The 23,542-nt window shown below is 41.7% G+C and carries 20 protein-coding genes, 1 tRNA gene and 1 rRNA gene; 20 read left to right on the top strand and 2 right to left on the bottom strand.

Annotated features, from left to right (window positions below; translation table 11 throughout):
- Positions 1-120 precede the first annotated feature (120 nt).
- The 15 genes from METVE_RS0100110 (at position 121) to sixA (ending at position 14,512) form a co-directional block, all read left to right on the top strand.
- A complete protein-coding gene (locus METVE_RS0100110) occupies positions 121-606 on the top strand; it encodes a sigma-E factor negative regulatory protein (RefSeq protein WP_020166406.1) in 486 nt (161 codons plus the stop codon).
- Between the two features lie 5 nt (positions 607-611).
- Entirely contained in the window at positions 612-1,607 is a 996-nt protein-coding gene (locus METVE_RS0100105) for a MucB/RseB C-terminal domain-containing protein (RefSeq protein WP_020166405.1), read from the top strand.
- Between the two features lie 240 nt (positions 1,608-1,847).
- Positions 1,848-3,299, top strand: coding sequence for a DegQ family serine endoprotease (locus METVE_RS0100100; protein WP_020166404.1), 1,452 nt, complete (start codon positions 1,848-1,850; stop codon positions 3,297-3,299).
- A 254-nt stretch (positions 3,300-3,553) separates the two neighbouring features.
- Positions 3,554-5,347 (top strand): translation elongation factor 4, encoded by a 1,794-nt coding sequence (lepA, locus tag METVE_RS0100095; RefSeq protein ID WP_020166403.1) that lies wholly within the window; start codon positions 3,554-3,556, stop codon positions 5,345-5,347.
- Between the two features lie 28 nt (positions 5,348-5,375).
- A complete protein-coding gene (gene lepB / locus METVE_RS0100090) occupies positions 5,376-6,176 on the top strand; it encodes a signal peptidase I (RefSeq protein WP_020166402.1) in 801 nt (266 codons plus the stop codon).
- Between the two features lie 40 nt (positions 6,177-6,216).
- Positions 6,217-6,558, top strand: a complete 342-nt coding sequence (locus tag METVE_RS0100085) for a DUF4845 domain-containing protein (RefSeq protein ID WP_232415341.1) — start codon at positions 6,217-6,219, stop codon at positions 6,556-6,558.
- Positions 6,559-6,626: 68 nt separating this feature from the next.
- Positions 6,627-7,298, top strand: coding sequence for a ribonuclease III (gene rnc, locus METVE_RS0100080; RefSeq protein ID WP_020166400.1), 672 nt, complete (start codon positions 6,627-6,629; stop codon positions 7,296-7,298).
- A gap of 53 nt (positions 7,299-7,351) precedes the next feature.
- Positions 7,352-8,293: a GTPase Era gene (era, locus tag METVE_RS0100075; RefSeq protein ID WP_020166399.1), complete on the top strand. Its 942-nt coding sequence runs from the start codon at positions 7,352-7,354 to the stop codon at positions 8,291-8,293.
- A 69-nt stretch (positions 8,294-8,362) separates the two neighbouring features.
- On the top strand, positions 8,363-8,827 hold the full coding sequence (locus METVE_RS0100070; protein ID WP_020166398.1) for a hypothetical protein: 465 nt from the start codon (positions 8,363-8,365) through the stop codon (positions 8,825-8,827).
- 18 nt (positions 8,828-8,845) lie between these two features.
- Positions 8,846-9,622 carry a DNA repair protein RecO gene (gene recO / locus METVE_RS0100065; RefSeq protein WP_020166397.1) on the top strand — a complete coding sequence of 259 codons (777 nt, stop codon included), beginning with the start codon at positions 8,846-8,848 and terminating at the stop codon, positions 9,620-9,622.
- A 35-nt stretch (positions 9,623-9,657) separates the two neighbouring features.
- Positions 9,658-10,386 carry a pyridoxine 5'-phosphate synthase gene (gene pdxJ / locus METVE_RS0100060; RefSeq protein ID WP_020166396.1) on the top strand — a complete coding sequence of 243 codons (729 nt, stop codon included), beginning with the start codon at positions 9,658-9,660 and terminating at the stop codon, positions 10,384-10,386.
- Between the two features lie 6 nt (positions 10,387-10,392).
- Entirely contained in the window at positions 10,393-10,770 is a 378-nt protein-coding gene (gene acpS, locus METVE_RS0100055) for a holo-ACP synthase (protein WP_020166395.1), read from the top strand.
- Positions 10,767-11,573 (top strand): tRNA threonylcarbamoyladenosine dehydratase, encoded by an 807-nt coding sequence (locus METVE_RS0100050; protein ID WP_020166394.1) that lies wholly within the window; start codon positions 10,767-10,769, stop codon positions 11,571-11,573. Before acpS ends, METVE_RS0100050 begins: the two co-directional genes overlap by 4 nt.
- Before the next feature lie 282 nt (positions 11,574-11,855).
- Positions 11,856-13,937, top strand: coding sequence for a polyphosphate kinase 1 (gene ppk1, locus METVE_RS0100045; RefSeq protein WP_020166393.1), 2,082 nt, complete (start codon positions 11,856-11,858; stop codon positions 13,935-13,937).
- Complete coding sequence (sixA, locus tag METVE_RS0100040) at positions 13,934-14,512, top strand: phosphohistidine phosphatase SixA (RefSeq protein WP_020166392.1); 579 nt, start codon at positions 13,934-13,936, stop codon at positions 14,510-14,512. Before ppk1 ends, sixA begins: the two co-directional genes overlap by 4 nt.
- A gap of 57 nt (positions 14,513-14,569) precedes the next feature.
- Here sixA and METVE_RS0100035 read toward each other — a convergent pair whose 3' ends face one another.
- Together METVE_RS0100035 and ppx are read right to left on the bottom strand one after the other, a co-directional pair.
- Positions 14,570-15,091: a hypothetical protein gene (locus tag METVE_RS0100035; protein WP_020166391.1), complete on the bottom strand. Its 522-nt coding sequence runs from the start codon at positions 15,089-15,091 to the stop codon at positions 14,570-14,572.
- A gap of 241 nt (positions 15,092-15,332) precedes the next feature.
- On the bottom strand, positions 15,333-16,880 hold the full coding sequence (ppx, locus tag METVE_RS0100030; RefSeq protein WP_020166390.1) for an exopolyphosphatase: 1,548 nt from the start codon (positions 16,878-16,880) through the stop codon (positions 15,333-15,335).
- 238 nt (positions 16,881-17,118) lie between these two features.
- Between ppx and htpG the strand changes: the two genes are divergently transcribed.
- The 5 genes from htpG to METVE_RS0100005 form a co-directional block, all read left to right on the top strand.
- Positions 17,119-19,068 carry a molecular chaperone HtpG gene (gene htpG, locus METVE_RS0100025; RefSeq protein ID WP_020166389.1) on the top strand — a complete coding sequence of 650 codons (1,950 nt, stop codon included), beginning with the start codon at positions 17,119-17,121 and terminating at the stop codon, positions 19,066-19,068.
- Positions 19,069-19,269: 201 nt separating this feature from the next.
- Positions 19,270-21,753, top strand: a complete 2,484-nt coding sequence (locus METVE_RS0100020; protein ID WP_020166388.1) for a glycogen/starch/alpha-glucan phosphorylase — start codon at positions 19,270-19,272, stop codon at positions 21,751-21,753.
- Positions 21,754-21,902: 149 nt separating this feature from the next.
- Positions 21,903-22,586, top strand: a complete 684-nt coding sequence (locus METVE_RS0100015) for a DUF4197 domain-containing protein (RefSeq protein ID WP_020166387.1) — start codon at positions 21,903-21,905, stop codon at positions 22,584-22,586.
- 177 nt (positions 22,587-22,763) lie between these two features.
- Positions 22,764-22,840 (top strand) — tRNA-Met (locus tag METVE_RS0100010).
- 346 nt (positions 22,841-23,186) lie between these two features.
- Positions 23,187-23,542, top strand: a 16S ribosomal RNA gene (locus tag METVE_RS0100005); the annotation flags it as partial.

Below are 23,542 nucleotides of genomic sequence, written 5' to 3'. Positions count from 1 at the left end.
TTGGGTTAAGCAATTTGATTAGTTAAGTTAATTTTAAGTGTGGGTAATTAACGGTTAAGTAATGTTAAAAAACATTACTTTTTAACAGTATTTAGATATTAAGTATTAGAGGTTATAAAAATGAAAGATCAATTATCTGCGCTTATTGATGGCGAGTTTGATGTGGCGAGTGCCGAACATCTGATCACATCTGTTCAATCGGGCGGCGAGCTGGAAGGCTGTTGGCAAAACTATCATTTAATTGGTGATGCGATGCGTGGCGATCGTTATTTGAGTGCAGATTTTAGTGCGCGCGTGATGAATGCTTTAGCAGATGAGCCAACAGTATTGGCGCCGAAAGCGGCGACAGATAATCAAATTCAGCATAAAAAAAACCTACTTCAGTCCAACCAATTTTGGTCAATCGCGGCTTCAGTTGCTGCTGTGATGTTTGTCGGGTTAATGGTGTTGCAACAGCAATTCACTGGTTCCGAAGAAATGATGCCAGTAGAAATCGCGCAAACTTTGCCGCTTGAATATTTAGAAGCGCACCAAGCTGCAGCGCCAAGTGGAGCAGCTTATTACATCCAAAATGTTAATGCTAATATGAACAGCGCAGGACAATAATTAACATGCTTCGACCTGCAACTGCACTATTTCTTTACGGCTTTACGCTGACCAGTTTTAGTTTAAATGCATTCGCAGGAGAAGACGCATGGCTTATCCTACAAAAAGCTGCTTTCGCAGCACGTGAACTCAATTATCAGGGTGTGTTTATCTACCAAAATGGTGATCAAGCGCGCTCTGTGCAAATTACCCACATGAATGACGGTGGGCGTGAATTTACCCGCAATATGGTGTTAGACAACAAACTGCAAGTTGGTCAGCCACGCGAGGTGTTTAGCCAAGGTAGCGATATTGTTATTTTTCATCCTAAAAATAACAAAGTCATTATTGAAAAACGCCGTGGACAGAATTTGTTTCCTGCAATGCTGCCCGCAAATCTGCAATCGCTTAAATTAAGTTACGCAGCACGCGTTGGTATGTTAGATAGTGTCGCGGGCCGTCAGGCGCAAATCATTGAGCTAATTCCCAAAGATGCTTATCGTTACAGTTACAAAATCTGGACTGATACCGAGTATGGTTTATTGGTTAAGATGACGTTGCTTAACGATAAGACGGAAACATTAGAGCAAATTGCCTTTCAAGAATTGAGCATGCTTAACTCACACGATTTAAATTGGTTTCAGCCAAAAATTGATACCAGCAAAAATTATGTGATGGAAGATGCAACATTACCTAACCGTGTGAATACCAACTGGATTATCGCCGAGTTACCTCCAGGTTACGTAAAAGTAGATCATATTGAATTGATGGTTAACGGTAAAACTTCGCCAATAAATCAATTGATTTTCTCAGATGGTATCGCCTCTGTTTCACTATTTATTGAGCCGATCTCTAAAGGTATGCGTCCTAAAATGGGACACAAGTTAGTCGGCTCTACTAATATTTGCGCCAATGTTCTTGATGGCTATCAAGTTGTCGTCGTAGGTGAAGTGCCATTGGCAACAGTGCAACAAATTGCTAAAGCAGTCAGCTTTAAAAAACAAACCGCTTCAAATAGATAACCCAAACAATCTTTCTCCATTAATTGATTAATGCAAAATCAGGGTGAAAAAACGCGTAATAATTCTGGCAATAGAACGCAATCGCCATCACTTAAAAGATTGTATAGGTAGACACTTGTAACCATAATAATTGACGCAATATTCGGTGAGTAAGTAGTTAAATCAGCAGTAACTAAATCAGTGGTAATACGAACAGCAGTAAACTTTCATAACAATTGATGTAAGGTAAGGAAAAAACAGATGTTGAAAAAATGGATTTCTACAACGACTTTAACCATTGCCACTTTAACCAGTGCATTCGTCTTTAATGGTGCAAGCCAAGCAGTGATGGCTAAAGATTTGCCCGACTTTACTGAACTAGCTGAAAAGCATGGTGCAGAAGTGGTGAATATTAGCGTGACGCAAGTGCTGCAAAACAACGGCAATGTTGGTATGCCTTTTCCAGGTATGCCTGATGACGAAAATATACAGGAGTTTTTTAAACGATTCGGTATTCCAGGAATGCCAGGAGCGCCTGGTCAGGGCGCACCAGATGGGCAAGACTACAAATCCTCTTCTTTAGGCTCAGGCTTTATTATCAGTAGCGATGGCTATATTTTAACTAATGCGCATGTGGTCAACGCGGCGGATGAAGTATTAGTAAAGTTATCTGATAAGCGTGAATTTAAAGCCAAGATTATTGGTGCTGATAAACGTACCGATGTGGCTTTAATTAAAATTGAGGCAACAAATTTACCAAAAGTAACGATTGGCAACCCGGCTGCACTTAAAGTTGGACAATGGGTGGCAGCGATTGGCTCACCTTTTGGCTTAGAGAATACCATGACTGCAGGTATTGTTAGTGCCAAAGGTCGCGCATTGCCGCAAGAGAATTTCGTACCATTCATACAAACTGATGTGGCGATTAATCCGGGTAATTCAGGTGGTCCGCTATTCAATTTGGCAGGTGAGGTAGTTGGTATTAACTCTCAAATTTACAGTCGTTCTGGCGGCTCAGTTGGTTTGTCTTTCAGCATTCCGATAGACGTAGCGATTGATATTTCTAATCAACTTAAATCTACTGGAAAAATAACGCGCGGTTGGTTAGGCATTGCCATACAAGAGTTAACTAAAGAATTATCAGAGTCATTTGGTATGAAAAATACCAATGGCGCATTGATTGCCGGCGTAGAAAAAGGCGGTCCAGCAGAAAAAGGTGGTTTAGAGCCTGGCGATGTCATCACTAAATTTGATGGCAAACCAATTGTAACTTCAAGTGATTTGCCGCGTGTTGTCGGTGCCACCAAACCCGGTAAAGCAACAGCAGTTGAAATTTTACGTAAAGGCGCGGTGAAGAACTTGACGATTGCTGTGGGTGAGATGCCAACAGATCCAAATGAAGTTGTTGCTGCTAGTAAACCAACCGCTAAAGCCGAATCCAATAAAGTTGGCTTAACATTAAAAGAGTTAACAGCGGTACAAAAGAAAAGATTGAATGGCAAGAATGGTCTGTTGGTAGTGGATAGTGTTGGTGCAGCTGCGCAGGCCGGCATTCGCCGTGGCGACGTTATTTTGGGTTTGAATAACTCTGAAAGTCAGAGTGTGGAGCTGTTTAATAAACAAGTTAACGCCGTAGCAGCAGGCAAAACCGTCGCAATGTTGGTGTTGCGTGGTGAAAATACTTTGTATGTGCCGATTAAGGTAACCAAGTAACAAAGTCTATCGCAACAAAGATAATGGCAATCTATTAGATTGATTTAAAAACCCGCATTAATGCGGGTTTTTTTATGGTTCTATTTTTAGGCATAATAATGCGCATTAAAATGTATCGAATTAATTAATTACAACGTTTTCAAGCATTTGCTGTAAAATCACGCTTATTGAAATAAGGCGCTCATGGCGTCTTATTTGTTTCTAAAGCGAGTCTTTTTATCAAGACCATTTGTTTGTAAAACCCATAAGTAAACATGAAAAACATCCGTAATTTCTCTATTATTGCCCACATTGATCATGGCAAATCCACCTTGGCAGACCGTATTATTCATCTTTGTGGTGGTTTGGCGGATCGTGAAATGGAAGCGCAAGTGCTGGATAGTATGGATATTGAGCGCGAACGTGGCATTACCATCAAGGCGCAAACAGCGGCTTTGCATTACAAAGCAGATGACGGTGAGACTTATCAATTAAATTTGATTGACACGCCTGGTCATGTGGATTTTAGCTACGAAGTATCACGTTCACTTTCTGCATGCGAAGGTGCGTTGCTAGTGGTTGATGCGTCGCAAGGTGTTGAAGCGCAAAGTGTTGCTAACTGTTATACCGCGTTAGATTTAGGTGTGGAAGTCACAGCAGTTCTAAATAAAATCGATTTACCTTCCGCTGACCCAGAGCGCGTGAAGCAAGAAATCGAAGATGTCATCGGTGTTGATGCCAGCGACGCTGTGCTATGTTCAGCTAAAACAGGTTTAGGCGTGCGCGATGTATTAGAAGCCGTGATTGCAAAAGTGCCGCCGCCTGTGGGCGATGTAACTAAGCCACTTAAAGCGCTGGTGATTGATGCATGGTTTGATAACTATGTTGGCGTGGTGATGTTGGTGCGTGTAATTGATGGCGTGCTTAAGCCTAAAGATAAGATTCGCTTAATGGCAACCCATACTGAATTTTTGTGTGAGCAAGTGGGTGTTTTCACACCAAAATCGTTGCAAAAGACCTCGCTTTCAGCGGGTGAAGTAGGCTTTGTTATCGCCGGCATTAAAGAGCTTGCCAGCGCTAAAGTAGGTGATACCGTTACCTTAGCAACTAGACCTGCCGCAGAACCATTAGCGGGTTTTAAAGAGGTGAAACCGCAAGTGTTTGCTGGTTTGTATCCAGTAGAATCTAATCAATTTGAAGCGTTAAGAACAGCGCTTGAAAAACTGAGTTTAAACGATGCCAGCTTGTTATTTGAGCCAGAAAATTCTACTGCCCTTGGATTTGGTTTTAGATGCGGCTTTTTAGGTTTGTTGCATATGGAAATCGTACAAGAACGCTTAGAGCGCGAATACGATATGGATTTGATTACAACGGCGCCTACCGTTGTGTATGAGCTCATGCTAAAAGATGGAACAGTTGAACAAATTGAGAATCCTTCACGTTTACCAGATATGTCGCGTATTGAAGAAATTCGTGAGCCTGTGATTAATGTCAATTTGCTGATGCCACAAGATTATGTAGGGCCAGTGATGACGCTTTGCAATAATAAGCGCGGGATACAAAAGAATATGCAGTATATGGGCAGGCAAGTAATGCTCAGCTATGAAATGCCGTTGAACGAAGTGGTGCTGGATTTTTTTGATAAATTAAAATCGGTATCGCGCGGTTATGCATCCATGGATTACGAGTTTTTAGAATTTCGTGCTGCAGATTTGGTTAAGTTAGATATTATGGTGAACGGTGAACGTGTTGACGCGCTGAGCTTGATTGTACATCGCGCCAATAGCCGATACCGAGGTGGTCAAGTGGCAGAGAAAATGCGCGAACTGATTCCACGCCAGATGTTCGATGTGGCGATTCAAGCATCAATTGGTGCTAATATTATTGCACGCGAAACGGTAAAAGCCATGCGTAAAAACGTGATTGCAAAATGTTATGGCGGCGATGTATCGCGTAAACGTAAATTGCTAGACAAGCAAAAAGAAGGCAAAAAACGCATGAAACAAGTGGGTAATGTAGAAATTCCACAAGAAGCGTTTTTAGCGATATTAAGAGTCGAAGATAAATAAGAAATTAAGATAAAAAAGGTATTAACACATGTATTTTGCTTTGTTTATGATTGCAATTTTGGTGGTAACAGGTTTAATCTGGCTACTGGATATTTGGGTGTTGCGTAAAAACCGTGGTGATCAAGCTGAGCCTTGGTATGTGGAATACAGCAAAAGCTTTTTCCCGGTTATTTTGTTGGTATTTACGCTACGCTCATTTTTGGTGGAACCGTTTAAAATTCCATCCGGTTCAATGATGCCGACTTTACTTGCAGGTGATTATATTTTAGTGAATAAATTCACCTACGGTCTACGTGTGCCAGTGCTGAATAATACCTTCATTGAAATGAACCATCCTAAACGTGGCGATGTATTTGTTTTTCATTATCCGCCTGAACCGACGATTGATTATATCAAGCGTGTGGTTGGTTTGCCGGGCGATGTGATTCAATATCAAGATAAACATTTAACGATAAATGGGCAAAAATTAGACGTTAAGTTCACCGATAATTACACTTACACCATGTCTTTTAAAGATCGTGATGGCAGTGACCAAGAAAATAGCATGACTGCGCAACAATCGACCGAGCAACTTGGTGATGTGAAACATGACATTTTGATTCATGATATTCCGAATCAATATCCATCTGGATCGCCAGGCGAAAAATTTCTGAATGGCGAAGCGGTAACGGTGCCAGCAGGGCATTACTTTGCGATGGGCGATAATCGCGATAACAGCGCGGATAGTCGTGTGTGGGGTTTTGTACCAGAACATAATCTAGTGGGAAAAGCTTTTTTTATCTGGTTTAATTTTGATCAGTTTCATCGAATTGGTACTGCAATCAAATAGCTTGCAGTTAATCGATTTTAAAATTCAAGCGGGAGTAAATATGTACAACAATCAAAAAGGCGCATCATTTATTGGCATGGTCATCGTGATTGCAGCAATCGTGTTTTGGGGGTTGCTGGGCATGAAAGTTGGACCTGCTTATTTAGAGTTTATGAACGTTAAAAGTGCGATTAAAAGAGCGGTTACTTCAACCGATGTGACCGATAAAAAAACGATTGCAGCTGCGTTTGATAAGTCAGCACGTGTGGATAATATTACGGTTGTTAAAGGTTCAGATTTAGTCGTTAACAATGGCGTGGTTTCTGTTGAATATCAAGTGGTTATCCCTGTTATGGCAAATGCTAGTGCGTTGTTGGATTTTAATGCGACATCTGCAAAGTAGTATCACAATCAGCCATTGGAACATTCGCCATTTGAGTATCCGTTATATCAACAGCAGAGTATGTGATGATGTCTACGGATAATCTTGCCAGCCGTCTTGGATATCAGTTTAAAAATGCAGCGCTATTGACGCAGGCGCTTACCCATCGTAGTTTCGCGTCTAATAATAATGAGCGACTAGAGTTTTTGGGTGATGGCGCACTTAATTTTATTATCGCTAATCAACTGTATAATCGTTTTAGTAAATTGCCTGAAGGTGATTTAAGTCGTCTACGGGCGCAGTTGGTTAAAGAATCGACGCTTTGTGAGATTGCTATTAGCTTAAGTATTGGTGAATCGCTTAAATTGGGCGAAGGTGAAATGAAAAGCGCTGGTTGGAAGCGACCTTCAATATTGGCTGATGCACTGGAAGCGATTGTTGGCGCGGTTTATATCGATGGAGGACATCTTGCGGCAGAAGCTTTGGTGCTGCAATTGTTTAACGCAAGGATTAGTCAGATTGATCCAAAAATCATTGATAAAGACGCTAAATCACAGTTGCAGGAATATCTACAGGCAAAAAAAATCGCCTTACCAGATTACAACGTGGTGTTAATTGAAGGTGAAGCGCATGCACAAACCTTTAAAATCGCCTGCATCATCGAAAAATTGAATATTAATGTTGCTGGCGAAGGGTCTAGCCGCCGCAATGCTGAACAACAAGCAGCTCAACTTGCCTTAGAAAAAATACTGGCCTTATAAAATATTGGACAGTCCCAAATGAAACAATTGAAAAACATACAGTCAGGCGCGCAATGACGCAAGAAAACACAACACCGGAAAACTTATCGCTAGAAGCTGATAAGCCGAAAACCAACAACAGTTTTAGATGCGGTACAGTCGCGATTGTTGGCCGTCCGAATGTAGGTAAATCGACTTTACTTAACCATATTTTGGGCATGAAATTGGCGATTACGTCGCGTAAAGCGCAGACGACAAGACATCGTTTGTTGGGTATTCATACCACCGAAGATACACAATTCTTGTTTGTGGACACACCAGGTTTTCAACAAAAACATTTGAATGCATTGAATAAAGGTTTGAATAAAACCGTGACGCAAGTGCTGACAGAAGTAGACGTCGTGCTATTTGTCATAGAGCCAATGAAACTGGGCGAAGCGGATAAAAAAGTATTAAGTTTGCTGCCGCAAGATAAACCAGTTTTATTAGTGGTGAATAAATCCGATTTGATGGGTGATAAAAACAATTTATTGCCGTTGATTCAAGATTTTGATTTATTGCATCCGTTTGTTGGCATTATTCCTGTTAGCGCAAAAAAATCACTACATTTAGATGAGTTGTTAGAAACGACGCGTCAGTATTTACCAGAGCAGCCAGCGATTTATGGTGAAGATGAGTTAACCGATAAAAACGAACGATTTTTGGCGGCGGAACTGATTCGCGAAAAAATATTCAGATTATTAGGCGATGAAATACCGTATTCAGTGACGGTGGAAATTGAAAAGTTTGAAGCTGTTAAAAATCTGCGCCGCATTTTTGCCGCGATTATTGTGGATAAAGATAGCCAAAAACCGATGTTAATCGGTAAAAATGGGGAAAAAATGAAGCAAATTTCCACCGAAGCACGTCAGGATATGGAAAAATTATTTGGCAGCAAAGTGTATCTAGAAACTTGGGTGAAAGTTAAAGGCGGCTGGGCAGATGACGAAAGGGCGCTAAAAAGCTTGGGTTATTAAGTGTCGTATTTTTGAAAATATTTTGATTAAAATACTGAATGTTAACGATAAGATTTAGGCTATAAAAAGATGTCTGAACACAATGTTTTTAATCTGCCGATTTATGGCAAGCCGATTGAGTTAGATGACGCCGGTATTTATTACGCGATTAATCGCAATACTGGCAGTATTAATAATGTCTTTCATCTGTTATATGAAGAGGATGATTGGTATTTATATCAGCTGAAAAATACCGGTAAAAATGGCGAAATGGGCTGGGTGATTTTGGCGGATAATGGTGATTACCCGCTCAAAAGTTTGACCAGTGAAGACATCAAACACCATTTTGATAAGCCTGAGTATGCAGAGCCCAAAGGTGGCTGGCAATTAATGCGTAACTCGCGATATGGATTTGGAAAATTTACGCCGATTCAAGCCGATGACGCGATCCAATATGCCATGATTTTATTCTCAGGCGCTGAAATGTTAATGCCTTTGCTAATAAAAAAAGCCGAAGATGAAGTCTTGCAAAGTTTGAGTCAATTAGAGCGTTAACTTTGGGACGGTTCTAATTTGGCCTTGGCATCAAACAATCAAAAAATAAGTGATCATCGGGTAGCCAATCAGCCTGTTTACGTTTTACATACTTATCCTTTTAAAGAAACCAGCTTAGTGGTGGAATTATTTAGCCAACAGTTTGGGCGTACTGCAGCAGTCGCCAAAGGTGCGCGCAGGCCGCATTCAGCCATGCGCGGTATGTTGCAGTCTTTTCAAATGCTTTCAGGCGCATGGTCTGGCAAAAACGAACTTAAAACCTTACACAGCTTAGATTGGCACGCTGGCTTGACGCTGATTAAAGGCGAGGCATTGATGTGTGGCTTTTATATGAATGAGCTTTTATTGCGATTGCTGCCACGCGAAGATGCACATGAGAACTTGTTTGAATACTATGACGCAACGCTTAAAACGCTGGCCAGTGAACAAGACTTAACGGCAAACCAAAGTTTAAATAATAGTAAAAACTTAGCCATTACTTTACGACGTTTTGAGCTAAAGCTGTTACAAGAAATGGGCTATGCCGTGCCTTTGTTAACAGATGAAAACGACATAGAGATTTCTGCCGATAAAAGCTATCGCTATGAAGCCGAGTACGGCGCATGTGAGCTTAGCGTCACCAAAAATGGCGTACAATTGAGCGGGTTAACTTTGCTCAATATGGCAAATGACGATTACACCGATAGCCAAACGCAAAACCAAAGTAAACAATTAATGCGCTATTTGTTGGCGCATTATTTAGGCGATAAGCCTTTGCATACAAGGCAATTACTCATTGATTTACAAGGTTTATAAGTTATTTTTTTGTGATTTGATAATAGAAATTAAAAATGATTAAATTAGGTGTCAACATCGACCACGTCGCAACCATTCGCCAAGCGCGTGGCACTAAATATCCCAGCGTGGTGCAAGCTGCGTTGCGTGCCGAGCAAGCGGGTGCAGATAGCATTACGTTACATTTGCGTGAAGATCGCCGTCATATGCAAGACGCTGATATTTTCGCCTTGCGCCCCTTGTTGCAAACTAAAATGAATTTAGAAGTGGCTGTGACCGATGAAATGATTGGTATTGCTTGCCAAGTGAAACCGCAAGACGTTTGCCTGGTACCTGAGCGTCGTGAAGAACGCACGACAGAAGGCGGACTTGATGTGGTGATGCATTTTGATAAAGTAAAAGCTGCTTGTGAAAAATTAGCCGCACATGGCATTCGTGTTTCGCTTTTTATTGGTCCAGATATCGCACAGATTGACGCCGCTAAAAAAATGGGCGCGCCAGTGATTGAATTACATACAGGTACTTTTGCAGATGCAGAAACCGAATCAGTAAAAGCAATAGAATTAACACGCATTAAACAGGCCGTTGCGCATGCTAAAAAACTGGGTTTAGTGGTGAATGCAGGTCATGGCCTGCATTATCACAATGTGCATGAAGTCGCCGAAATACAAGGGTTAGAAGAGCTGAATATTGGCCATGCCATCGTCGCGCATGCGATTTTTGTGGGTTGGGATAATGCGGTGGCGGAGATGAAGTCGTTAATGAAAGAGTCTGCGCCAGCGTAGTTGATCATGATTTTTGGAATCGGTACAGATATTGTAGAAGTCAGTCGAATCGAAGCTTCTATTGCACAATTTGGCGATGATTTTGCTAAACGTATTTTAGCGGATAGCGAGTTCGCGAGCTATCAACAATCGCAAATAAAGCCGCGATTTTTAGCTAAGCGTTTTGCAGCAAAAGAAGCTTTCTCAAAAGCGCTTGGCACGGGTTTGCGTGCGCCAGCCACTTTCCAAAATATCGCGGTTTCGCATGATGCTTTAGGTAAGCCAATATTGGTTTTAGCGGCAGAGTTACAGGCGATGTTGTTAACTAAAAATATCACGCAAACACATATTAGTATTAGTGATGAAAAGAACTTAGCGGCAGCTTTTGTCATATTAGAAACATGACTGGCGAATTGGATTTTGAGCGCCGTTTTGGTGGCGTAAAACGCTTGTATGGCGAAGCAGGATTGAAAAAACTCAATACTGCGCATGCCGTTGTGATTGGTATTGGCGGCGTAGGGAGTTGGGCAGCAGAAGCGCTGGCACGCAATGCGGTGGGTACGATTACACTGATTGACTTGGATAATATCGCAGAGAGTAACGTGAATCGCCAATTGCATGCAGTAGATGGCGCATTTGGACAAGCAAAAGTCAGCGCGATGCGTGAACGTATTTTGAGCATTAATCCGCTTTGCAACGTGCGCGAAATTGAAGATTTTATTACGACGCAAAATATTACAACAATTCTGAGCTTTGAATGTGACGTGATATTAGATTGTATTGACGACGCGCAAGCCAAAATTGCTTTGGCAGATTTTTGTAAGCGCAAGCAAATACCACTTATCATGGCTGGCAGTGCAGGTGGGCGGCTTGATCCTACGCGCATTCAAGTGGCCGATCTAGCGCATGTGACTGGTGATAGATTATTGTCTAAAGTACGCAATCAATTGCGCCGCGATTATGCTTTCCCCAAAGTACTTAACACTAAAAAACCAGCAAAATTTGGCATTGATTGTGTTTTTTCGGATGAACAGGCCATTAAGCCAGACTCAACCAAAGCAAGTACATCTGAAACAGAAGATGCATGTGAAGTCGAACCTACCTCAATCACTGGCTTAAATTGTGCTGGATATGGCTCTAGCGTTTGCGTTACCGCACCATTTGGATTTACTGCTGCGCAATTAGCAATCAACTACATTCTGCTTTAATCTACATCAGTTTGAACCTCACGAAGTAAAAGACAGTCACTTAATAGTGACTAATATTTCTTTATTCAAAGCCAATAATCGACATTACCCCGCAAGCCTCGAGTGAAATACAGACGTGAAATAATATATCGGCTGAAAATTGGGTTAAAAAATTACATGGGCGTGAAATATTCTGCCGACAATTGCTGCAAAAATAAAAGCATGTGCTCAATCGAGCATACAGGTTTCACAAAACTGTCATAATAAAACAGGAAATTTGTCATAAAATATTTACCTATGATAATGCCAATAACAAAGCTGCTTGATCGTGATTTAAGTATTCTCAGTTTTAACCAGCGCGTGCTACGTCTGGCACAACGCCAAGATTATCCACTATTAGAACGGTTAAAGTTTTTGTGCATTGTTGCCTCAAACTTGGATGAGTTTTTTGAGGTGCGCATGGAAGCGCAAATCGATGCCATGCAACGACACACCAAAAAAGGCGTTGTCACCGTTAATAGTTTCAACGCAGTTTCTGAGCAAGCGCATGCATTAATCGCGCAGCAATATGCGATTTTCAATGACGAGTTGATGCCCGCTTTAAAACAAGCGGGTGTGGATATTGTAGCTGGACACGAGCGCACACCAGCGCAAAAAAAATGGGTCGCTAAATATTTTGAGGATAATGTTAAACCGCTGTTATTACCGATTGCATTAGACCGCGCGCATCCGTTTCCTTTGGTGGCTGGCAAGGCATTGCATTTTATTGTAGAACTAGCGCCAGACAAGTCTAATAGTCCGCCCAATATTAATATTATTCGCGTGCCACGCATTTTGCCAAGAGTGATGCAGTTGCCAAACATTGATGGTACGCAGCAACATTTTGTTACCTTAACCAGTATTATCGCCGCGCATTTACCCGATTTATTTGGGAAAAAAAAGTTGTTAAGTTACTCTCAGTTTAGGGTTACACGTCATTCAGATTTGGCATTGGATGAAGATGATATCCATGATTTACCCAAGGCGTTGCGTCAAGAGTTAGCACAGCGGCCATTTGGCGAAGCGGTGCGTTTAGAAGTTTCGCAAAGTTGTGTGACGCATTTGTCTGATTTTCTGTTAGCAGAATTTAACTTAACGCCTGCATCACTTTACCTCGTCCAGGGCCCTGTCAATTTGGGCCGATTGATTCAGTTAACTGGTTTAGCGCAAGGTGTTGATTCAAATGGTAGAGATTTAGCCTTTGTGCCTTTTCAGCCGCTTTGGCCTAAAGATTTAAACCAAGAAGAATCATTTTTTACCCAGCTTAAACAAAAAGATGTGCTGATTCATCGTCCTTACGAAAGTTTTGAAGCGGTCATCAAGTTTTTACACGAAGCAGTGCATGATCCAAAAGTATTGGCGATTCATCAAACGATTTACCGCACAGGTAGCGATCCGCGCATGCTTAATCTGCTGCAAGAGGCGGTGCGCCGCGGTAAAGAAGTGCTGGTTATTGTAGAAATTAAAGCGCGTTTTGATGAAGAAACCAATATTAACTGGGCGGAGTCACTTGAGGCGATTGGCGCGCAAATCGTCTATGGCATGGTTGGACTAAAAACGCATGCAAAAATGTTACTGGTGATGCGCCAAGAAGGTAAACGCATCAAGCGCTATGCACACGTTTCAACCGGAAATTACAATGCAAACACTGCGAAGTTGTATACCGATATTTGCATGCTCACCAGTAATTTAACGCTCACGCGTGAGGTGGAATATGTGTTCAGGCATTTGACTAGCCAAATTGCACTGCCGCGCATGCGCCAATTATTGGTCGCTCCTTTTAATCTGCAAGCGACCATGTTACGGAGAATTACAGCGGCAAAACGCGCTTGCGTATTAGGCGGACAAGCAAAAATTATCGCAAAAATGAATTCGTTAACGGATACTCTGTTGGTTAAAGCGTTAATTGGCGCGGCGCAACAGGGCGTTACGATTGATTTGATTATTCGCGGCGCGTGTATTTTGCCGATTGATGCGCCGGGCGTAAATGGTCGCATTCATATTCGCTCGATTGTCGGGCGATTTTTAGAGCATTCGCGCATTTTTTACTTTGAGATTAATCCAATCAAGGGCAATCAAATCAAGCGAATGTGGCTTTCTAGCGCCGATTGGATGAGTCGCAACATGGTTCGCCGTGTAGAAATTGCCTGGCCAATTTTAGACAGTGAAATGCAAACGCGCGTGATGCAAGAATGTTTATTGCCTTATTTAGAAGATACCGAAGATGCTTGGGTGCTCATAGAGAACGGCGCATATCAGCAATTGGATATGCAAAATATTAGCCATAGCAAACGGTTAAGTACGCAGAAAACATTAATAAAAGCCTACACGCCAAGCGAAAAATGACCGAAAAATTAGCATTAACTAAAGTTAGTCATACTAAGTTTGAGCAAATTAAGTTTGACAATATCATCGTCTGGCGCCACGCAGAGGCAGAACCAGCAGATTTTGAGCTGGGCGAAAATGATGATGCGCGCCAATTAACGCATAAAGGACAGTCGCAAGCCAAACGTATGGCGCGTTGGCTAAAACAACATTTGCCGGATGAAACGCGAATGATTTGCAGCCCAGCCGTGCGTGCGCTGCAAACTGCAGAAGCATTGGATGATAAGATTCAATTACATGATGCATTAAAACCCAGCGCTAGTTTGGCGGATGTATTAGCTGTTTTAATACAACTTCAACATCAAAAAAATCCGCCTAAAAATGTGTTAATCGTTGGGCATCAACCATGGATGGGGCAGTTGGTTTCTTATTTATTTGAGCAAGCTGAAGCAAGCGCTGGACGAGCTAATCGCGAAAATAATACCAGCATAAAAAAAGGCGCAGTATGGTGGCTGCGCCTTCATTCTAATGACAATCACTTAACGACTAATCGGCGGTATAAATTATTTACTTTGCAAACGCCGAGCTTGCTGTGATTATTTAGATTAAATATCTTTTTAACCTACTACTTTTAACTAGTTAAATAAAATTTATTAGTCTTTTTTATTCGGTCTACCAGTTTTAATCACCGGAATTTTAGCCAAAGTCGTTTTAAGTGTATTGTCAGACATCGCTGCTAATAGTTTGATACCAGCGCGCAATAATTCACTTTTCTTAGCAGGTTGACCTAATACAGTTAAGCGCGATTTCAGCACAGCAATTTGCGCGTACTCATCTTTCGGCATGGTAAAGCTATCGCGTTCCATTTTTACTTTTTCTGATTTTGGTTTTTTATCATCTGATTTTTTGTTGTCTTTTGATTTAGCTACTGTCGTTTTAACTGCTGCTGTTTTAAGCGTAACGGTTGGCTTTGCAGCAGATTTTACAGCGGGTTTTGCTGCCGCAGTTTTTGCTTTAGCAGCAACTGCAGGTTTTGCTGTTGGTTTAGCAGTAACTTTTGGCGCCGTGGTTACTGGTTTAGTCGCTTGATTAGCCGTTGGACTTGTCGCGGCGGCTTTTGCAGCTGTAGGTTTTAAACCAAGTGCTTTGGCTTGAATCGGTGAGATTTTAGACATGTATAAACTCCTTTAAATAAGCATTTGTATATTGTAAGTAGCGCTTTTTAAAATTATTTTCAAAATCCAAAGGTTCAATATATTTTAAAAAACAGTGTAAACAGTTTATACCGTTTATTTTGCATGTCAAATAATTTTAATAACGTTAAATCATCATCGAATCATGCAGTTAAGCAACTGTTTAAAATGCGTCTTTTTAATTAGTTAACCAGTTTTATTGGTTAACTAATTAAGTCTTGGTCTAATCTGGCGTAGAGACCACCAAGCTCCAGTTGGTTTTTTGCCAGGCCAAAATTTCTTCTTCCAATAAATAACACGTTTGCGGAAAGGCTTGTTGCCATGCGCTTGGCAGGCTCAACATAAAGATATTGCCAGCGCGTTCTAGCTTGATATTTTTAAGCACAGGCATATTGCGTGAGTGGCAGAAAATGACGGCCAATCTTAACGCCAATAATTTGCTAATAAAATGCTCGTCATCAAAATCCGCTTCTAATTTCTTCAGCTTGCCGCAATGACCTAAAACCAGCAAGCTTAGACGATGCAGTTCACTTTGTGAGAATCCCATCAACTCCGTATTATCTAAAATATACGCGCCATGTTTTTGTGATTCACTATGCGAAATAGCTGCGCCAATTTCGTGGCTTAAAGCCGCCCAACCTAATATCTGCCTTGGTTTGGTGAGTTGTATTCTGCCGGATTCATTTTCAGTTTTTTGCAAGGTGGGCGATATGGCATCAAAAAACCCGAGTGCGACTTTAGCCACATTTTTTGCATGTTGCATATTCACGCCGAAACGTTTCGTCAGGCGCATGATTGACGCATCGCATAAATCTTCAGGCGCATCGATTTCTTCATTCATCATGTCGTATAACAAACCATGACGCAGCGCGCCTTTTGCGACAATTAATTCATCTAATTTCAATAAATCGAATATGCCGATTAAGATGCTTAAACCGCCGCCAATCACTGCTTTTCGGTCTTCTTTTAAGCCAATCAAATCCAGTCTATCTGCGGTTTTTGCTTTAATCAGTTGGCTGCGCAACCACGCCAAGCCTTCCCGCGTGATTTTACTATCATCGAATCCAGCGTAACCTAACACTTCTGCCACTGCGCCCACCGTGCCAGATGCGCCATAAGCGACATCCCATTTATTGCGTTGATAAATCGGTGCGACTGCATCTAAAAATGATTCAGCAGCGATTTCTGCACGTTGTAGATTTCTCTCGGTTAATTGGCCATCGGCAAAATATTTGAGTGACCATGCGACAGACCCAACGCGTAGTGAATCGGTAGTTTCTGCATCTAAATGCTGACCCAAAATAAACTCGGTCGAGCGGCCACCAATATCAATCACCAAGCGTTTTTCATTGGATTGCGGCAATAAACGGCTCACGCCCTGATAAATCAAACGCGCTTCTTCTACACCAGAAATCACTTCTACATCAAAGCCTAAGGCTTTTTTTGCTTGCTTTAAAAACTCATCGCGATTTTTAGCTTCGCGCAAAGTTTGTGTGGCAACAGCGCGCACATGATGTTTAGGAAAACCTTTTAAGGTTTCGCCAAAACGCGCCAGACATTTCAGTCCGCGCTCGATTGCTTCAGGCTTTAAATTGCGTTCCTCATCTAAATCGCCACCTTGGCGCACGGTTTCTTTTAAATAATCGACACGTTGAATCTGACCATTCTCATAACGGCCAACTTCCAGTCTAAAACTGTTAGAACCCAAATCTACAGCCGCTAGTAGCGTTTCATTAGAAACAATATTATCGTTTTTCACATCATTTTTCATAATGCTTTTATAGCATATTTGCTGGTTAATAAGATGACAAAATAGCTAATTAAAGCCGAATTAACCCAAAATAATCATTAAAAATAACAATCATCAATAACGTTTGAATTTAAATGTTTGTGCTTGAAATAACTGGCTGTAGCCCAATATGTAATTATCGATTAATCAAAGTAACTGTAATTAAAATAAAGCTTAAATTTAAGCAACCCATTTAAAACTAAAAATTTAAGGAGATAAGATGGCTTCAAAGAACTCAGTTCCAGAGAATGACGTTTCGGAAAAACCAGCATCAGAAAAATTAGCCTTTCAGGCCGAAGTAAAACAATTATTGCAATTGATGATTCATTCGCTGTACAGCAACAAAGAGATTGTGCTGCGCGAGTTGATCTCTAATGCATCAGATGCGGCAGATAAGTTGCGATTTGAAGCGCTGGCGAATGGTGCGCTGTATGAAAATGATAGCGAGTTGAAAATTCAGATTGGCTTTGATAAAGCCAAACGCACGCTAACAATTTCAGATAACGGTATCGGGATGAGTCGCGATGAAGTCATCGCCAATATTGGTACGATTGCGAAATCTGGCACAAAAGAATTCTTTAATGCGTTAACTGGCGACCAAGCTAAAGATGCCAATCTAATCGGTCAATTCGGCGTTGGTTTTTATTCTGCGTTTATTATTGCAGATAAAGTGACGTTAACTACTCGCCGCGCTGGCAGTACTGAAGCGGTTAAATGGACAAGTTCTGGTGAAGGCGATTACACGCTGGATGCAGTAGAAAAAGCATCGCGCGGTACAGAAATCACTTTGCATTTGCGTAAAGATGAAGACGAATTTTTAAACGATTGGCAATTAAAATCGATTATCCGCAAATATTCTGACCATATTACTTTGCCGATCGTGATGCTTAAATCGGAATGGAAAGAGGGCGCAGACGGCGCGGATGGTACGAAACTGCCAGGCGAAATGGTGACGACTGATGAGTTGGAAACCATCAATAAAGCTTCTGCACTTTGGGCGCGCAGCAAAAATGATATTACAACAGACGAATATAACGAGTTTTATAAACATGTTTCGCATGATTATGAAGCGCCGCTTGGCTATACGCACAGCCGTGTAGAAGGCAAACAGGAATATATTTCATTGTTATATATTCCGAGCAAAGCGCCATTTGACTTGTATGACCGTGAACGTCGTCAAGGCATTAAATTGTATGTGAAACGCGTATTTATTATGGAAGACGCGGAAAAGCTAATGCCACAGTACTTAAGATTCGTGCGCGGCGTGATTGATTCTGCTGATTTGCCTTTGAACGTATCGCGCGAAATTCTGCAAGATAGCCGCGATGTCGATGCGATTAAAAATGGTTCGGTTAAAAAGGTACTGGGTTTACTAGAAGAGCTAGCAAAAGATAAACCAGAGGATTACGCTAAATTTTGGACAGAATTTGGTCGCGTATTAAAAGAAGGTCCAGGCGAAGATTTTGCCAACAAAGATAGAATCGCTGGTTTATTGAGATTTGCTAGTACGCAAGCAGATACCGATGTGCAAAACGTCTCATTTGCTGACTATATTGGGCGCATGAAGCCTGAGCAAGAAGCGATTTACTATATTACGGCGGATACTTTTGCTGCAGCGCAACACAGCCCACATTTGGAAATCTTCCGCAAAAAAGGTATTGAAGTGTTACTGATGAGTGACAAAGTGGATGAGTGGTTATTGGGCAGCTTAACCGAGTTTGAAGGCAAGAAACTGCAGTCAATCGCTAAAGGTGATTTGGATTTGGGTAAATTGGAAGATGAGTCTGAAAAAGAAGCCAAAGCAAAAATTGAGGAAGATGCGAAAAGTTTGATTGAGCGCATTAAAACTTCATTGGGCGATGCAGTGAAAGAAGTGCGTGTGACGCATCGCTTAACTGATTCACCAGCTTGTTTGGTGGCGGGCGAGCATGATGTTTCAGCTAATCTTGCGCGTATTTTAAAAGCCGCAGGACAAAATGCGCCAGATAGTAAGCCCGTTTTAGAGGTTAACCCTGCGCATAAATTGGTGAAACGTTTAGAGGCTGAAGCCGATGAAGCTAAGTTTAAAGATTTAGCGCATTTGGTTTTTGATCAGGCTTTGCTGGCAGAAGGTGGTCAATTGAACGACCCTGCAAGTTTTGTGCGACGCATGAATAGTTTATTAGTGTGACCTAATATTTATTCTGCATTAATTTAGTTGTAGTTTGAAAATATTTAAGCCTGCTATTAAAAGCAGGCTTTTTTATTATTTGGACATAAAATTAAATATTCAAACTTGTCCCAAAACAGATTGTCATAAAACATTGGCTTGGTATTTGCTAAAATACATTCATCGGTAACCGTTCAGTATTCTTCAGAAAGCCATATTTAAATGAAAAACACGACTAAACCTGCAAAAAAAGAAACCACCGTTTTGCCCAAATTAACGCCTATTAAACAGGCGTTACAAAACCACTTAATCTTCTCATGCTTTAAGACAGACAAGGTTGCGACGGCCAGAGATTGGTATCACACCGCTGCTTACACCGTGCGCGATCATGTGGTTGAGCGTTGGGTTAGAACGTCTGCATCCTATTATGATCATGACCCTAAACGTGTTTATTACCTCTCATTAGAGTTTTTAATTGGTCGCATGCTGACAAACGCTGCACTTAATTTGGGCATTAAAGATGAGTTAAGCGACAGTTTAGGTGCATTAGGTCGCAGCATGGAGGCCGCCGCAGAAATGGAAAATGATGCGGCTTTGGGAAATGGTGGTTTAGGTCGTTTAGCTGCTTGCTTTTTAGATTCAATGGCCACCATGGATATACCTGCGACTGGCTACGGTATTCGCTATGAATACGGTATGTTCAAACAATCTATTGAGCACGGCCAACAAATGGAAAACCCAGATAATTGGCTACGTTACGGCAATGTGTGGGAATTTCAACGTCCAGAGGCTACATACGATATTAAGTTTTATGGGCACGTAGTGCCAGTGAACGATGAGCATGGCGTGAGGCATCATTGGTGCAAGGCACAACATGTTGTTGCGATGGCCTATGATATTCCCGTGCCAGGCTACGGAACTGATACCGTCAATAATCTAAGGCTTTGGAGCGCGAAAGCGACGAAAGACTTCGATTTGCACCAATTTAACGATGGCAATTATGAGCAATCGGTAGAAGAGCGCACTGATTCGGAGACGATTTCAAAAGTCTTATATCCTAACGATTCATCTGCATCCGGGCGTGAGTTGCGATTAAAGCAACAATATTTCTTCGTATCAGCTTCTATTCAAGATATTCTGCGTCGATTTACCACCACGCGTGAGGTGAAAACGGAGAAAGACTGGGCTGATCTGCCAAACAAAGTCGCCATCCAGCTTAACGACACCCATCCAGCGATTGGTGTGGCGGAAATGATGCATCAACTGGTTGATATTCATGGCTTGGCATGGAATTTTGCTTGGGATTTAGTTGTTAAGATATTTGCTTACACTAATCATACTTTAATGCCAGAAGCGCTTGAAACTTGGTCTGTGGACTTGTTCGGTAGTTTGCTGCCGCGTCATCTGGAAATTATCTACGAAATCAATAAGCAGTTTATCACCATGGTGAATCATCATTTTCCTGGCGATACAGACCTCATCAGACGTGTTTCGATTATTGATGAAACGCATGGCCGCCGCGTACGCATGGCACATTTGGCGGTAGTTGGCAGTCATACAGTGAACGGCGTGGCAGCTTTGCATAGCGAATTATTAAAAACCACACTGTTTGCTGATTTCAATAAAATCTACCCGAACAAACTTACCAATGTGACGAATGGGATTACGCCGCGTCGCTGGTTGAATCAAGCTAATCCGCAACTGACTAGCTTAATTACTAAAGCCATTGGCGATGGCTTTCAAAAAGATTTGACGCAACTGGTTAAGTTAACGCCTTTAGCCGATGATAAAGACTTCCGTAAAGCATTTCGTGCAGTAAAACAGGATAGGAAGTTACGCCTGGCGCATAAAATTGAGGCGGTGACAGGTGTTAAGTTGAATCCTGATTCATTGTTTGATGTGCAAATTAAGCGCATTCACGAATATAAGCGCCAGCTACTGAATGTGTTGCATGTGATTACGCTTTATAACCGTATTCGACATGGTGAAAAAGATATCACGCCACGCACCGTCATATTCGGCGGTAAAGCGGCTCCAGGTTATTGGATGGCGAAACTGATTATTCGATTGATTAATGATGTCGCGGCTATCGTGAATGACGACCCAGTTGTCGGTGACAAGCTCAAAGTCGTGTTCTATCCCAACTATGAAGTCTCTGCCGCTGAAATTCTATTTCCGGGCAGCGATTTATCTGAGCAAATTTCCACAGCAGGTACCGAGGCAAGTGGTACTGGTAATATGAAAATGGCGTTAAATGGCGCGTTAACTATTGGTACGTTGGACGGCGCCAATGTGGAAATTAAAGAAGAAGTCGGTGACGAGAATATTTTCATCTTTGGTTTAACCACGCCGCAAGTGGCAGAAACTAAGGCGAAAGGCTATAACCCACGCGATTATTACTATCAAAACCCAGCGTTAAGAGAAGTGTTAGATATGATTGGTAGCGGCTTCTTTTCGCTGGAAGAGCCAAGTCGCTATCAAGCAATTGTGGATAGTTTGTTAAATAATGACAATTATCTATTGCTCGCCGATTACGCGAGTTATATCGCTTGCCAAGATGAAGTGTCCAGCGTTTATCAAGATCAAGAAGAGTGGTCGCGTCGTGCTATCTTAAACGTGGCGCGCATGGCCAAATTTTCTAGCGATAGAACGATTTGTGAATATGCGGACAAAATATGGCAAGTTAAATCACTCAAGCAAAAATAAGTTAAGATTAAGTTTGGTTATTAATTCATAGTGATTTTTGTTGTTAACTATTAAGAGAATGATGCAACGGTAAAGTGAATATAAAGTAAACCCTAATTCAACTATTCCGTTGTATGATTTAGTCACCAATCTTAACGCTAAGGAAAGTCATGAAAAAAATTCTCTTAACAACCTTATTAACCTTGTTTGTTTCACAGGCAAACGCTTTGGCTGTAAGTGATTTAAGTAATGATGAAGCCAGTAGCGGTTTGAAAGCAGCGCTTATGCAAGGCGCAGACAAAGCAGTCAGTAAACTTGGTGCCGCAGATGGTTTTTTTGGTAACAAGCAAGTCAAGATACCGTTACCAGAATCTATGAGAAAAGCCGAAAAAGCTATGCGTATGTTTGGCATGGGTAAACAAGCCGATGAATTGGTACTTAAAATGAATCGTGCTGCTGAAGCCGCTGTGCCAGAAGCTAAAGCACTGCTTGTTGATTCTGTAAAGAAAATGTCTCTGGCTGATGCAAAGTCGATTTTAACTGGCCCAGAAGATTCAGCCACGCAGTACTTTAAAAGAACGACCTCGTTGCCGATGGGAGAAAAGTTTTTACCTATCGTCAAAAAAGCCACTGAAAATGTCCAATTAGCGCAGCAATATAATAAGTTTGCTGAAATGGGCGGTAAATATGGACTGGTTAAAAAAGAGGATGCAAACTTAGAGCAATATGTCACCCAAAAAACACTGGATGGTGTGTATTTAATGATGGCGCAAGAAGAGGCCGCCATCCGTAAAGACCCTGTTGGACAAGCAAGTGGTTTGATTAAGAAAGTATTTGGTGCGATTGGTAATTAAATTAACCCGATTTAATCAGCAAGTAAGCCTTTATTCTATATAGATTTTCACGCGATTTAAGCTGTTCTAGCGTTTATCTAAACGAGCAAATCTTAAATAAAATGCTCAATACTGTTTGACACAAATACCTCCTCTTGCTATAGTCTCATTTCTCGGCGGCATGTACGTCGAATCGGACGCGGGATGGAGCAGTCTGGCAGCTCGTCGGGCTCATAACCCGAAGGTCACAGGTTCAAATCCTGTTCCCGCAACCAATATTTCTCTTGTAGGAATTAGCTCTTTAACAATTTGAACGACTGATAAGTGTGGGTGTTTGTGGTTAAGACACATTTACTTGGACGCAATGAATGCTTGGTTTCGGCCTTGAATGTTTTGTTGTTTGGTTTAAGTAAATACTCAAGATAACAAATGCTTACACTTAAATTTATGACAAGTATGTAATAAGGCTTATTTAGTAATAGATAAGCAGTACACAAACCTTGACAATGAATTTGAGAAAAACAGCTCAACACATACTTAGAATTTCTCTAGGAGATGATTGAGTTGCAAAGCAAAAAGCGAATACCACCTCGAAAGAGGAAAAAGTAATAGTTGTGAATTAAACTGAAGAGTTTGATCATGGCTCAGATTGAACGCTGGCGGAATGCTTTACACATGCAAGTCGAACGGCAGCACGGACTTCGGTCTGGTGGCGAGTGGCGAACGGGTGAGTAATATATCGGAACGTATCCAATAATGGGGGATAACTAATCGAAAGGTTGGCTAATACCGCATACGCCCTAAGGGGGAAAGCAGGGGATCTTCGGACCTTGCGTTAATGGAGCGGCCGATATCTGATTAGCTAGTTGGTGGGGTAAAGGCCCACCAAGGCGACGATCAGTAGCTGGTCTGAGAGGACGACCAGCCACACTGGAACTGAGACACGGTCCAGACTCCTACGGGAGGCAGCAGTGGGG

Origin of the sequence: Methylotenera versatilis 79 (assembly GCF_000384375.1) — a bacterium.
Taxonomy (GTDB): Bacteria; Pseudomonadota; Gammaproteobacteria; order Burkholderiales; family Methylophilaceae; genus Methylotenera_A; species Methylotenera_A versatilis_B.
The sequence above is the reverse complement of the archived record's forward strand: the minus strand, read 5'-3'. Positions and strand labels throughout refer to the sequence as shown.